The sequence below is a fragment of the Streptomyces sp. NBC_01808 genome (assembly GCF_035917395.1).
In the GTDB taxonomy this organism is placed as follows: domain Bacteria; phylum Actinomycetota; class Actinomycetes; order Streptomycetales; family Streptomycetaceae; genus Streptomyces.
Window position 1 is genome coordinate 5,676,139 of record NZ_CP109072.1, and the last position, 13,097, is coordinate 5,689,235.

Genomic DNA, 13,097 nt, shown 5'->3' on the forward strand with positions numbered 1-13,097 from the left:
CGCGGGTTGCGTGCCTGCCCGCTCGACCGTCGCCCGGCGCCTCCGCCGCCCCGTGCCCGTACGCCTCATCCCGCCGCGCCCCGCACCGCCGGCTCCCGTACCCGCTCCGGCAGGTCCACCGGCTCCACGCTCACCGCGCTCACCTTGAACTCCGGCATCCGGCTGCGCGGGTCGAGCGCGGTGCCCGTCAGCAGGTTCGCCCGCCCGTGGCCCGGGAAGTGGAACGGCAGGAACACCGTGTCCGTCCGCAGCGTCGCCACCAGCCGCACCCGCGCCAGCACCGCGCCGCGCGGTGAGCGCACCCGCGCCAGCTCGCCCTCCGCGAGACCCGCCCGCGCCGCCGTGTCCGGGTGGATCTCCACCGTCGCCTCCGGCGCGGCCCGTACCAGCTCGGGCACCCGGCGGGTCTGGGCGCCCGACTGGTAGTGCGCGAGCTGCCGTCCCGTCGTGGCCCACAGCGGGAAGCGGTCGTCGCGCGCGTCGGCCGGCTCGCGGTGGTCGACGTCCTGGAAGCGGGCCTTGCCGTCCGGGTGGGCGAAGCGGTCGAGGAACAGCCGCGGGGTGCCGGGGTGCGGCGGTGATCCTTCGGGGGTGGCGGGGCAGGGCCAGTGCAGGGCTTCGCCCGCGTCAAGGCGGTCGTAGCTGACGCCGCCGTAGTCGGCCGTGCCGCCGCCGGACGCGCGGCGCAACTCGTCGAAGACGCGGCGCGGTTCCGCCGGGAAGCGGTCGGGCGGCTCGCCGAGGCGGACGGCGAGTTCCTGGAGCACGGCCAGGTCGGTGCGTACGCCGGGCGGCGGCGTCAGGGCGCGGTGGCGGCGCAGGACGCGGCCCTCCAGGTTGGTGAGCGTGCCCTCCTCCTCGGCCCACTGGGTCACCGGCAGGACGACGTCCGCCATCGCCGCGGTCTCCGACGGTACGAAGTCCGCGACGACCAGCAGGTCCAGCTCCGCCAGCCGGCGCTGGACCCGGTCGGCGTCCGGCGCAGAGACCACCGGGTTCGAGCCGAACACCAGCAGCGCCCGCGGCCCGTCCGCCGTGCCCAGGGCGTTCAGCAGCTCCGCCGCGCTCAGCCCAGGACCCGGCAGGCTCTCCGGCGGCACGCCCCACACCCCGGCGACGTGCGCCCGCGCCCCGGGGTCCGTGATGTGCCGGTAGCCGGGCAACTGGTCGGCCTTCTGGCCGTGTTCGCGGCCCCCCTGCCCGTTGCCCTGTCCGGTCAGGCACCCGTACCCGGAGCCCGGCCGCCCCGGCAGCCCCAGTGCCAGCGCGAAGTTGACGAACGCCGCCACCGTGTCCGTGCCCTTGCTGTGCTGCTCGGCGCCGCGCCCGCTGAGGACGTACGCGCGCCGCGCCTCGCTCAGCAGCCGCACCGCCTCCCGCTGCGCGTCGGCCGGCACGCCGGTCACCAGCTCCACGCGCTCCGGCCACCAGCCCGCCGCCCGCCGCCACGCGGCGCGGAAGCCGACGGTACGGGCCCGGACGTACTCCTCGTCGTGCCGCCCCTCGGTGACGGCGATGTGCAGCAGCCCGAGCGCGAGCGCGAGGTCGGTGCCGGGGGCGGGGGCCAGGTGCAGCGCGGCGCGTTCGGCGGTGGCGGTGCGGCGCGGGTCGATGACGACGAGGGCGCCGGCCTTGTTGAGGTGGCGCATCAACGGGGGCATGGTCTCGGCGGGGTTGGCGCCGGCGAGGAGGACGGTGTCGGCCTCGCCGAGGTCGGTGACGGGGAACGGCAGCCCGCGGTCCAGGCCGAAGGCGGCGACGCCCGCCGCCGCGGCGGACGACATGCAGAACCGGCCGTTGTAGTCGATCATCCGGGTGCCGAGGGCCACGCGGGCGAACTTGCCGAGCAGGTACGCCTTCTCGTTCGTCAGCCCGCCGCCGCCGAAGACGGCGACGGAGTCGGGGCCGTGCGCGGCGCGTATCTCCGCGAGCCGGGTGGCGACCGTGTCCAGGGCACCGTCCCAGCCGGCGGGGGCGAGGCGGCCGGTGCGGTCGCGGACGAGCGGGGTGCGCAGCCGGTCGGGGGCGCGCAGGACGGCGGGGGCGGTCCAGCCTTTCTGGCACAGGCCGCCCTGGTTGACGGGGAAGTCGGCGTCCGGCTCGACGCGCAGCGGCTCGGCGGCCGTGGCGCCGGGCCGCAGGCGGGTGCCGCACTGCAGCGCGCAGTACGGGCAGTGCGTGGCCACCCCGGAACCGGGTGGCGGGAGCGGGGTCGGCGAGGACGGTGCGCGCGAGGAGCCACTGCTCATCCGGATACCCCACTTCAGGCGTCACCGACGTCGGAGCCGTACGGGCATCATGACCCGCCGGGGGCGGGGCGGGAATTGGCAGATTGCTGTCAACTCCCGCACCCGCCACGTGAGGTCGGGCATTCCGGGCGCTACGCGCCCGCAGGCTCCCGCTTCTCCACGTCGTGGACCTGCGAGGACTCCGGAACCTCGACGGACGCCGGAGCCTCGGTGGACTCCGTGCTCCCGGCCATGAGGCTGACCGCGTTGAGGGCCAGGGCCCGCAGGGGCTGGATCACGCTGCCGGTGAAGAGGAAGAGCAGCACGAACGCGGTGCCGAGAACCCAGACGTACGTCGCGGGCTCACGGGTCCTCGTACAGCGGGAGGTGTACGAGGAGTTCCTGACCCGGTACGCGGCGGCGGTGCGGCGGCTCCGGGTGGGCGAGTGTGGCCGTGGATGGACGTGACGGTCCACGCCCTGGCGGTCCACCCGGTGGACCCGAAGGCGGCGGAGGTGTAGGGGTCAGAGCGGGTGGCGGAGGGCGAAGGCGACGAAGTCGGCCCAGGCGTCGGGGGAGAAGGTGAGCTGGGGGCCGGTCTTGTCCTTGGAGTCACGGACGTGGACGGCGGACGGGCAGGCGGCGACCTCGACGCAGTCGCCGTCGCCGCCGCTGCTGTGGCTGGACTTGCGCCAAGAGAGGGCGACTTCGATGCAGTCGCCGTCAGGACTGCTGCTGTATCCCGACTTGAACCAGACCAGGTCACGGGTGCTCATAGGGCTCCTCGCATCTGCTGTAGCAGGCTCGTGGAGTCCTCGGGGGTGAGAGCCTGCGCGCACATCCTGGCATACCTCCGTTGGAGCACGCTGATCTCTTTCGGGTCAGAGATGAACAGACCGCCGCGCTGGCCTTCGTTGTAGGCGAACCACTGGTTCTCGGGGGTCTCCAGCAACTGCATCGGGCCGTCCAACCCCGCATGCGTCCTGCGCACCTGCGGCATGAGCTGGATCTCGACGTTCAGTTGCTCCGCGATCTCCAGCACATGGTCGATCAGCTCGCGCGTGACCTCCGCACCGCCCATCTGGCGCAGAAACAGGTGCTCCTCCAGGATGAAGCTGAACGCGGTGTTCTCTCGTTCCCGCAGCAGCCGCTGCCGTTGTGCCCGTGCCTCCCACTGGGCTTCGATCTGCTCGCTGCCCAGTGGCGGTAGCTGATGCATGAACAGCGTCCTGGCGTACGCCTCCGTCTGCAACAGGCCCGGGATCAGCCGACACTCGTACGTATAGAGGCTGATCGCCTCCTTCTCCAGCCTCGCCCACTCCCGGAACCACCGCGCCAGCCCAGGCCGTCGCGCCAGATGCGGTACCGACCTCCGCAGCGCCCCCGTGTTCCCCAGTACTGGCTCCGCCCGTTCCGCGAAGTCCACCGGTGGCATCCGGCGGCCGACCTCGATCGACGCCACCATGTGCTTCGAGTACCGGACGTGCTCCCCGAGCTGCTCCCGGCTCAACCCCGCGTGTTCTCGCAGCGCTTGGACCATCGCGCCGAACGTCCGCATGCTGTCCGACGACTCCGGCTCGCTCCCGCAGCCATCGCCACCACCCGTCTCCTTCGTGCCACCGGCCATCCTGGCCACCTCTCGCGCACCTGCCCCGTAGCTCACATCCAACGCACCTATGCTCACGGACAGTTATGAGTACTGTCCACCCTCCGTGCGCGTACGCTCGCGCAGCGTACGCGCACGGAGGGTGGCACCCGCGTCACTCCTGCTGCGACCCGGCCAGCTCCAGGCGGGGCCAGGCGGTCAGGTCGGCGAGCAACTGCCGGTCGTGGGTGGCGACCACGACCGCGCAGGGCGTGGTCGTCAGGGCCCGGGTCAGCTCGTCGACCAAAATGGCCGACAGGTGGTTGGTCAGCTCGTCGAGCATGAGCAGGTCGGGCTGCTCGGCCAGGCACATCGCCAGGTGCAAGCGCCGCTGCTGGCCCTGGGACATGCGGCCCACCGGCGTGCGAAGTGCCGTCGCGTCCAGTAGGCCCAGCCCGCTGAGCGAGGGGTGTTGCCGCTTTAGCCCCCGGGACCGGAGCCGGTCCACGTGCGCCTCATACGCCCGGTAGGCGGTGTGCTCGGGGTTCCAGGCGGGGACCTCCTGGGACAACAGGACCACCCGCGCGTCGTGGTGGACGTGAAGGCTGCCCCCGGTGGGGTGTAGCTGCCCGGCCAGCACGCCCAAGAGGGTGGACTTCCCCGCCCCGTTGGGGCCGGTCAGCAGCAGCCGGTCGCCGCCGCTGATGGTCACCCCGACCGGCTGGTGCAGGCGGCCGGTGACCGTGAGGTCCTGCCCGTGCAGGACCGGGCGTCCGGCCCGGGTCGGCAGGTCGGGGAAGGACAGGCTCCGGGGCGGCTCGGGCACGGTGATGCGGTGCCGCTCCAGGTCTTCCACGCGCCGGTTGAAGGTCTGCACGACCCCGGCGGCGCGCGTTGCGCGCTGGTGTTTTCCTGTTCCCTTGTCCGGGCGCCAGCCGGTCTGGAGGCGTCCGCGGGCCTCCTCGGCGGCCCGGGTCAGTTGGGCGTGTTCGGCCTGCTGGGCGGCGTGCTCCTGCTCCCACCGCTCCCGCTCGCGACGGCGGCCCTCGACCCACCCGTCGTACCCGCCCGCGTACAGGCGACCACGACCGTCCCGGCTCGGGTCCAGGTCCAGGAAGGCCGTGGCGACCTCGTGCAGCAGCGCCCGGTCGTGGCTGACCACCGCCACGCCCCCGGCCCGCTCGCGCAGGCTGCGCTCCAGGAAGCCCAGGGTGTTCTCTCAGCTCGTCATGGAGCCGGGCACCACGCGGGGGCCGCCCGGCAGAAGGCCAGGACGGCGGGCGAGAGATCAGTCGGGTTCCGCCGCCGTCAGCGGCGGAACCAGGGCTTCATACAGAAAGACATGCCCCCAGAGTACGGACAGGCCCGAGCGGGAGCGAATGGATGAGCCGCGTCACCCGGAGCGCAGGGCCGTTGCCGGGCGACTACCGCATCCGCGCCCTGATCCCGCTCCCCGACCGGCCGCCCGGCTCGCATACCTGACGCACCGGCGGGTGACGCGCATGCCCCTGACAGAGCCGGGGGCGCCATGCAGACATAATGACCGGCATGCGGATCTCGGCACGAGCAGACTACGCGGTGCGCGCGGCACTGGAGCTGGCGGCGGCGACGGAGGACGCCCCGGTCAAGGCGGAGGCCATCGCGGACGCGCAGGGCATTCCGCACAAGTTCCTGGAGAGCATCCTGGGCGACATGCGCCGCGGCCGGCTGGTCGTCAGCCAGCGCGGGGGCCGCGGCGGCTACCGCCTCGCCGCGCCCGCCGACGAGATCACCATCGCCGACGTCATACGGGTCGTGGAGGGCCCGCTGGTCTCCGTGCGCGGCGCCCGGCCGCCGGAGCTGTCGTACGTGGGGCCCGCGGAGTCGCTGCTGCCGCTGTGGATCGCGCTGCGCGTGAACGTGCGCAAGATCCTGGGGGAGGTCACGCTCGCGGACGTGGCGTCGGCGCGGCTGCCGGGGTACGTGCACGAGCTGGCGGAGGACCCCGACGCGTGGACGAACCCCTGAGGGCGTAGCGCACGCGCCGCGCGCCGTGCGACAGTTGCGGTCGCGTCTCCCCCCACGGACACCCGACTCCGAGGAGAGACGTGCCCGAGAACCGGCACATAGGCAGGCGAGCGCTGCTCGCGGGCGCAGCCGCGGGCGGCATCGCCGCCGTGGTCCCGCAGCAGGCGGCCGCGCGCGGGGGCCGCGTGGTGGCCCGCCCGCTGGCCAACCCCGGCGGCTCGCTGCCGATGACGTTCCTGTCGTACGTCCACCCCTCCGGCCGGGCCGTGGGCCGCGCGCTCGGGGCGGACGGCGAGGAGGTGCAGGCGGCGTGGCACGGGTCGCGGGTACGGCGGCCGCGCGCGCTGCACGCCTCCGGTTCGTACACCCTCCAGGGCGTCAACGGGCGTGGCGCGCTGGTCGGTTACCACTTCCTGCCGGACGAGAACCGCACCCACGCGGTCGTCTGGGCCCGCGGGGGCACGCCCCGGCGGGTGCTGGCGGGCGACGACTACCGGGCGTGGGGCACGCACATCGACGACCGCGGCCGGGTCCTCGTGCAGACCCAGACGGAGTTCCAGGCCGATCCGGAACTCCCGCCGCGCGGCGGCCTGTACGTCCTGCGCCCCGCCACCGCCGCCGCTCCGGTACGCATCACGCCCCCGGACCCGGAGGCGGTCAACGCGGCCCCCGACGCGCTGGGCGCGGGCGGCCACGTCGTCGCGGGACAGGTGCGCTTCATGGCCTGGTCGCGGGACCCGTTCCTCTGGCACGAAGGCAGGGTCACCGAACTCACCCGCCTCACCGGCACGTACCGCCCGGTCTTCGGCGCGGGCGTCAACGCCCGTGGCGTGGTGGCCGGTTCCGCGGAGGGGGACACGGGGGAGTGGCGGGCGTTCGTCTGGGACGGCGACCGGCTGACGGACTTCACCCGCTTCGACGGCGGCGCCAGCAGCGTCCCGCTCGACGGCCGCTTCCTCAACGCCCGCGGCGAGGTCATCGGCCGCAGCACTGCCACCGACGGCCCCTTCCTCTGGTCCCCCCGCCGCGGCCTCAAGCCCCTCCCCACCCTCCCCGAAGCCGTCTACGGCACCACGGCCACGGCTCTCAACGACCGCGGCGACGCGGCCGGCCACTGCTTCACGGAGGAGGGCCAGCGCGCGGTCTACTGGCGCCACGGCCGCATCGTGGACCTGGGCCTCCCCCCGGGCGCGGTGGAGAGCGAGGCAAGCTGGCTCACGACCACCGGCGAAGCCCTCGGCACCGCCCAGTTCCCCGACCCCGCGGGCGGCACGGTAACCCGCGCCTACCGCTGGACGGTCCACTGACCCCGCCCGGCTGACGGCGGCCGGTTCGCTTCACGCCTGTGGCCGCCGCCGCGGCCGACCGGCACGATGGACCGATGGAATCCGCACCCGGCCCGCGCTGCCGGCTGCACCCCGACGCCGAGGTCCGGCCCTCGGCCATCGCGGGGACCGGCCTGGCGGCGCGTGCACCCATCGGCGCCGGTACCGTCGTGGCCCGGCTGGGCGGGCGGCTCGTCCCGGATCGGGAACTCCGCGAACTCCTCGACGCCGCACGCCGGTCGGGCGGTCCGTACGTCGACACCATCGCCGTCACCCGGACCGCCCACCTCGTCCTGCCTCCCCGCGGCGAACAGGCCGTCGGCTTCAGCAACCACAGTTGCGATCCGACCCTGTGGTGGGACGGCCCGTACACCCTGCTCGCGCGGCGCGACATCCGCACCGACGAGGAGCTGACCAGCGACTACGCCACCAGCACCTGGGACCCCGCGTTCGTGCTTGACTGCGCCTGCGGCGTGCCTGAGTGCCGCGGGACCGTGACCGGCGACGACTGGCGGCTGCCCGGACTTCAGGCCCGTTACGGCCGTCACTGGGTGCCGGGTGTGCTGGCGCTCATCGATGCCGCGCGCTGACGGCCTCAGCCGCCGAAGTCCGCCCTGTGGTCCCTGGCCCACTCCGCGAACGTGCGGGCCTTGTGGCCCGTTACCTCCGCCACCGTCTCCGTCACCGGCTCCGGGTGCTTCACCAGCTCGGCGTGGGCCGCCAGGATGCCGTCCGCGAACGACGGCGGCAGGCCCGCCGCCACGTACGCCTTGCGGGCCACCTCCGGCGGGGACTCCTCGAAGCGGATGTCGCGGCCCAGGGCCTCGCCGATCGTGCGGACCTGCTCGGCCTGCGTGAGGACTTCGGGGCCCGTCAGGTGGTACGTCGCCCCCGCGTGGCCCTCGTGGGTCAGGGCGCGGAGGCCGACCGCGGCGATGTCGGCCTCGTGGATGAGCGAGCGGCCGGCCTCGCCGTACGGGGCGTGCACCACGTCGCCCGCGCGGATCTGGTCCGCCCAGTGCAGGGTGTTGGCGGCGAAGCCGCCGGGGCGGAGCAGGGTCCACTCCAGGGGCGAGGCCCGCAGCAGGCGCTCGATGGCCGTGTGGAAGCCGAGGATGCCCTCCGGCTCCTCCTCGGGGTCGTCGGCCGCGCCCCAGGCGGAGACGTACGCGATACGCCGTACGCCCCCGGCGACCGCCGCTTCCAGGACGGCCGGGGCGGTGTCGGCGGTGGGCAGCGGCCAGACGAGGAAGACCGCCGAGACGCCGGCGAAGGCCGGGCCCAGCGTCGCCGGGTCCGCGAGGTCCCCGCGTACGACCTCCACCCCCGCCGGGAAGTCCGCGCGGGCCGGGTCGCGCACCAGGGTGCGTACCGGCAGGCCCGCCCAGTGCGCCTGCGCAACGGCCTGACCTCCTACTCTTCCCGTGGCTCCGGTCACCAGGATCATGGTCGCTCCCTCTCGTCGGTGGCTCGACAAGCCTCCGACTTCAACCGCACTTCAGGTCAAGGCGACCCTCCATGGTGCACGTAACACCACCCCCCATTGGGGTCGTGCGCCCAGTGCCCGCGCCCGTCACCGTCCGTAGCTTCGTAGTCAGGCACAGGGAGTGCCGTACTGACGAGGGGTGAAGACGATGTTCGGAAGCAAGGACCGCCGCGGGACCGCCGCCGGGCCCGTCGCCGGCGGGGCGCCGTACGAGGCGCTGCGGCTGGTCAAGGTGACCAAGGTCTACGGGACCGGGGGCGCCGAGGAGGCCGCCGTCACCGCGCTCGACGGGGTGACGCTGAGCCTGCCGGCCGGGTCCTTCACCGCCGTGATGGGGCCCTCCGGTTCCGGGAAGTCGACGCTGCTGCAGTGCGCCGCGGGCCTGGACCGGCCCGACAGCGGCGTGGTGATGGTCGACGGCGCGGAGATGACCGGGGGCAGCGAGACCGAGCTGACGAAGTTCCGCCGGGAGCGGATCGGGTTCGTCTTCCAGCAGTACAACCTGCTGCCCACGCTGAACGTCGCGCAGAACACCGTGCTGCCGCTCAAGCTCGCAGGACGCCGCGTCGACCGCGCCCGGGTCCGCGAGGTGCTGGCCCGCGTCGGCCTCGCCGACCGGATGCGGCACCGGCCCGACCAGCTCTCCGGCGGCCAGCGGCAGCGCGTCGCCATCGCCCGCGCGCTCGTCGCCGCGCCGAGCGTGGTCTTCGCCGACGAGCCGACCGGCGCCCTGGACACCCGCAGCGCCCGTGACGTACTGGGCCTGCTCCAGGAGACCGTGCGCGTCGACCGCCGCACCGTGGTGATGGTGACGCACGACCCGGTGGCCGCCTCGTACGCCGACTCCGTCCTCTTCCTCGCCGACGGCCGGCTGGTGGGCCAGATGAACGCCCCGACCGCCGACGCCGTCGCGGAGCGGATGACGCACCTCGGCGACATGTACGAAGCCGAAGGTCCGGGCCGCGCCCCGCACCACGACCCGCGCCACGCCGCGCCGATGGGGGTCTGACCGATGTTCTCGCTCGCCATGCGCTCGATCCGGCAGCGGCCCGGCCGCTTCGCCGCCACGCTCCTGTCCGCCTTCCTCGGCGCGACGATCATCATGATGTTCAACTCGCTCCTCGACACCGCGGGCGCCGAGGGCGTCGACGACGTCAGCTCGGAGTCCCTGTCCACGGCCGCCATGGTCGTCGGCGGCTACGGCTCGCTGCTGGTCTTCTTCGCCGTCGCGTCCACCCTCACGGTCGCCGTACGGCAGCGCACCACCGAGATCGACCTGCTGCGCTCCACCGGCGCGACGCCCGCCCAGATCACCAGGATGATCGTCGGCGAGGCGGCGGTCGTCGGCCTCGTCGGGTCGCTGCTGGCGATCGTGCCCGGCATGATCGGCGGCCGGATCCTGCTCGACATGTTCCAGGACAGCGGGCAGGTCGCCGACGACGTCGACCACGCCTTCGGCACCATCGCGCTGATGTCCGGCATCGACATCACGCTGCTGGCGTCGGTCGGCGCCGCGTTCCTCGCGGTGCGCCGGGCCACCAAGGCGCGCGAGCAGCGCGCCCCGCGCCGCCGGCTGCGCACCTGGGGCGGCTACGCCGCGCTGGGCCTGGGCGCGGCACTGTGCCTGACCGGGTTCGCCATGAGCGACGCGGGTCCCGAAGCCATGGCGCCGCCGGCGTACGGGGCGATCCTGCTGTCGGTCGGCTTCGCGGCCTTCTCGCCGGCGCTGCTCGGCGGGCTGCTGCGGCTCACCGGCGGGCTCCTCACGGCGTTCGGCGGGGGCAGCGGCTACCTGACGGTGCACGGACTGCGGCAGCGGGCCGCGCAGTTGTCCGGGGTGCTGATGCCGATGGTCCTCTTCGTGGGCATCTCGGTCGCCACGCTGTACATGCAGTCCGTCGAGAACGACCACATCGAGGCCGCCGGGCTGACGCAGTCGGTGGACGACAAGAACCTGGAGACCCTCAACTTCGTCGTCGTCGGGATCATCGCGGTCTTCGCCTGCGTGATGCTGATCAACACGCTGTACGCGGCGACCTCGTACCGCAGCCGCGAGTTCGGCCAGCAGCGGCTGGCGGGCGCGACGCCCGGCCAGGTGCTGGCGGGCGTCGGCCTGGAGGGGCTGCTGCTGACGGTGACCGGGGTGTTCTTCGGGACCCTCGCGGCGGTGGCCGGGATCGTGCCCTTCACGGTGGCCCGCACGGACGACGTGCTGCCCTCGGCGGGGTACGGGATCTGGCTGGCGGTCGTGGGGGTGGCCGCGGCGGCGACGATGGTCACCGCGCTGGGCACCACCCGGCGGGTGCTGCGGACGCCGGCGGTCGAGACGGTCGCGCTGGCGGCATGAGGGGGCGCAGGGAAGGGCCCGCCGACGGGGTCGGCGGGCCCTTCGGCGCGGGTACGGGCCGGGCGGAACGGGCGTACGGCGCACGGGCGCCGGGCCCGCGCGGGCCGCATCGCACCTGCGGCGTACGGACGTTGCCCCGGCTCCGGCCCGGCAGCCCTACTCCAGCTCGCGCTCCGCGTACACCCGCATCGCGTCCCGTACGAACACCGCCGTCCCCTCCCCGTGCGCGTCGTAGTGCGCGCCGAACCGCGGGTCGTCCACGTACATCTGGCCCAGCCCCGCGAACGCCTCCGCGGACGGCCCCCGCCCCTGCCAGCCGGCGCTGATCCACTCGTACTGCCGCCGCGCGATCTCCTGCGCCCGGGCGCCGTCCGGCGCCTCGCCCGCGGCGTGCGCCGCGGCGAAGTCGCGGGCGATGTCCTGCTGGCGGCGCTGGAAGTCGCTCTTCTGCTCCTCGCTCAGCGCGCGCCACCACCGGTCGCTCCGCTCGTACGCCGCCTTTCCCCAGCGCTCCGTGACCTCCTCCTCGTACCGGGTGTGGTCGAACCCGTCGAGCACCTCTTCCGCCATGAGCGGCTCCCCTTCCGTCAGCTTCCGCAATGTGGTCCTCACCGACGCGATCTGCCGCCCGATGCGCCGCCGCTCCTGCTCCAGCAGCTCCAGGTGCGTGGCGAGCGCGGCCGCGGTGTCCTCGGGGCCGCCGCCGGCGTCGAGCACCTCGGCGATGGCCGGGAGGCCGAGGCCGAGTTCGCGGAGCAGCAGGATGCGCTGCAGCCGGACCAGCGCGTGCTCGTCGTAGTAGCGGTAGCCGTTGGCCGCCACGCGGCTGGGGCGGAGCAGCCCCACGTCGCCGTAGTGGCGCAGGGTGCGGCTCGTGGTGCCCGCGGTGCGCGCGATCTCCTGGATGGACCACTCCATGGCGGTGCAAGCTCCTCGGTCGCGGTGCCCGGCCGGCCGGGTGGCCGCCCTGCCGGTCGGTGGGCTTTCACCGTAGAAGTTGACGTTACGTCAAGGTCAAGCGTCAGTCCTCGAAGGTGTGCGGCACCAGCTCGAAGCCCACGGCGAGGTCGGCGCCGCGGAGCCTGCCGGTGTCGGCGAGCATCTCCCCGATGAGCTTGCGGGCGTACTCGCGCGGGTCCTCCTCGCCCAGCCCGACGATGTACGCGTGGTGCTCGGCCAGCGACGCGACGGCCCGGTCCCTGGCGCTCTCGGTGACCTCCTCGGCGTGCGTGGGGTACGGGGACCCGGCGACGGCGGTCCAGCGGACGCCGCCCCACGGCAGCAGGCCCTGCTCCAGCAGCTCGGGGAAGATCCAGCGGTTGCCGGCGTCGCCGACGGCGTCCAGCACGCCGCGGCCGACGGCCCGGTGGTCGGGGGTGTTGCGGGGGGCGCCGGGGCCCGCTCCCCAGGTGTCGTGGTGGTTGATCGTGAGGATCAGCTCGGGGCGGTGCCGGCGGATCGCGGCGGCGAGGTCGCGGCGCAGCGGCAGGCCCTCCTCGATGACGCCGTCGCGGTGGTCGAGGAACTCCAGCGCGGTCACGCCCACGACCGCGGAGCTGGCCCGCTGCTCCTCCTCCCGCACCCGCGCGCACTCGCCGGGCTCCATCCCGTCGATCCCGGCCTCGCCGCGGGTGGCCAGCACGTACGCGACCTGCTTGCCGGCGTCGGTCCACTTCGACACCGCGGCGGCGGTGCCGTACTCCAGGTCGTCGGGGTGGGCGACGATCGCGAGGGCCCGGTGCCAGTCGTCGGGGAGGGGCGCGAGGGACGCGTGAGCGCTGTCTGTCATGCCGCCATGGTCACATGACGCGCTGTCACGTCCCCGCCCCGCCCGCCGGCCCCGCGGGGGACCGCCGCGCGAACGGCGGGGCGAACGGAAAGAGGCGGTGCCGGGCCGGGAACCGGCACCGCCTCGCCGGGGCGGGTCAGTCCGGACCGCGGTCCAGGACCCGGTACAGCTCGCGCCGTCGTCGTCGCCGTCCAGCGACCAGACCATCGCGCCGCCCAGGACGGCGCACAGCCGGCCACGGCCAGGCGGCGCACGAGTCTTCGGTGCAGGGAACCCCTCTTCTCGGGAGATCGCGCTTCTCTCGGGTGCGCCGAACACTATTGCTCTAGA

13 protein-coding genes are annotated in these 13,097 nt (G+C 74.1%); 5 read left to right on the top strand and 8 right to left on the bottom strand.

Features of this window, described 5'->3' with window-relative positions; translation table 11 throughout:
* Positions 1–65 precede the first annotated feature (65 nt).
* The 5 genes from OG946_RS25235 to OG946_RS25255 form a co-directional block, all read right to left on the bottom strand.
* Positions 66–2,249 carry a molybdopterin oxidoreductase family protein gene (locus tag OG946_RS25235; protein WP_326798291.1) on the bottom strand — a complete coding sequence of 728 codons (2,184 nt, stop codon included), beginning with the start codon at positions 2,247–2,249 and terminating at the stop codon, positions 66–68.
* 131 nt (positions 2,250–2,380) lie between these two features.
* A complete protein-coding gene (locus tag OG946_RS25240) occupies positions 2,381–2,704 on the bottom strand; it encodes a hypothetical protein (protein WP_326798292.1) in 324 nt (107 codons plus the stop codon).
* 48 nt (positions 2,705–2,752) lie between these two features.
* Positions 2,753–3,004, bottom strand: coding sequence for a DUF397 domain-containing protein (locus OG946_RS25245; RefSeq protein ID WP_326798293.1), 252 nt, complete (start codon positions 3,002–3,004; stop codon positions 2,753–2,755).
* Positions 3,001–3,855 (bottom strand): helix-turn-helix domain-containing protein, encoded by an 855-nt coding sequence (locus OG946_RS25250; protein WP_326798294.1) that lies wholly within the window; start codon positions 3,853–3,855, stop codon positions 3,001–3,003. The genes OG946_RS25245 and OG946_RS25250 overlap by 4 nt, the downstream gene beginning before the upstream one ends.
* 133 nt (positions 3,856–3,988) lie before the next feature.
* Positions 3,989–4,975: an ATP-binding cassette domain-containing protein gene (locus OG946_RS25255; RefSeq protein ID WP_326798295.1), complete on the bottom strand. Its 987-nt coding sequence runs from the start codon at positions 4,973–4,975 to the stop codon at positions 3,989–3,991.
* Between the two features lie 386 nt (positions 4,976–5,361).
* On the opposite strand from OG946_RS25255, the gene OG946_RS25260 reads away from it, so the two are divergent.
* The 3 genes from OG946_RS25260 to OG946_RS25270 all read left to right on the top strand — a co-directional run bounded on the left by OG946_RS25260 (position 5,362) and on the right by OG946_RS25270 (position 7,735).
* Positions 5,362–5,820: an RrF2 family transcriptional regulator gene (locus OG946_RS25260; protein WP_101426320.1), complete on the top strand. Its 459-nt coding sequence runs from the start codon at positions 5,362–5,364 to the stop codon at positions 5,818–5,820.
* An 80-nt stretch (positions 5,821–5,900) separates the two neighbouring features.
* A complete protein-coding gene (locus tag OG946_RS25265) occupies positions 5,901–7,127 on the top strand; it encodes a hypothetical protein (RefSeq protein WP_326798296.1) in 1,227 nt (408 codons plus the stop codon).
* 74 nt (positions 7,128–7,201) lie between these two features.
* Entirely contained in the window at positions 7,202–7,735 is a 534-nt protein-coding gene (locus OG946_RS25270) for an SET domain-containing protein (protein ID WP_326798297.1), read from the top strand.
* A 5-nt stretch (positions 7,736–7,740) separates the two neighbouring features.
* On the opposite strand, the gene OG946_RS25275 is transcribed toward OG946_RS25270, so the two are convergent.
* A complete protein-coding gene (locus tag OG946_RS25275) occupies positions 7,741–8,592 on the bottom strand; it encodes an NAD(P)H-binding protein (protein WP_326798298.1) in 852 nt (283 codons plus the stop codon).
* Positions 8,593–8,779: 187 nt separating this feature from the next.
* Between OG946_RS25275 and OG946_RS25280 the strand changes: the two genes are divergently transcribed.
* Positions 8,780–9,640, top strand: a complete 861-nt coding sequence (locus OG946_RS25280) for an ABC transporter ATP-binding protein (RefSeq protein WP_442814476.1) — start codon at positions 8,780–8,782, stop codon at positions 9,638–9,640.
* Between the two features lie 3 nt (positions 9,641–9,643).
* The gene (locus tag OG946_RS25285) at positions 9,644–10,978 is read left to right on the top strand and encodes an ABC transporter permease (protein WP_326798300.1); all 1,335 of its coding nucleotides are present in this window, start codon (positions 9,644–9,646) and stop codon (positions 10,976–10,978) included.
* A gap of 156 nt (positions 10,979–11,134) precedes the next feature.
* Here OG946_RS25285 and OG946_RS25290 read toward each other — a convergent pair whose 3' ends face one another.
* Both OG946_RS25290 and OG946_RS25295 read right to left on the bottom strand, forming a co-directional pair.
* On the bottom strand, positions 11,135–11,896 hold the full coding sequence (locus OG946_RS25290) for a MerR family transcriptional regulator (protein ID WP_326798301.1): 762 nt from the start codon (positions 11,894–11,896) through the stop codon (positions 11,135–11,137).
* Positions 11,897–11,999: 103 nt separating this feature from the next.
* On the bottom strand, positions 12,000–12,767 hold the full coding sequence (locus OG946_RS25295; RefSeq protein WP_326798302.1) for a PIG-L deacetylase family protein: 768 nt from the start codon (positions 12,765–12,767) through the stop codon (positions 12,000–12,002).
* Positions 12,768–13,097 lie beyond the last annotated feature (330 nt).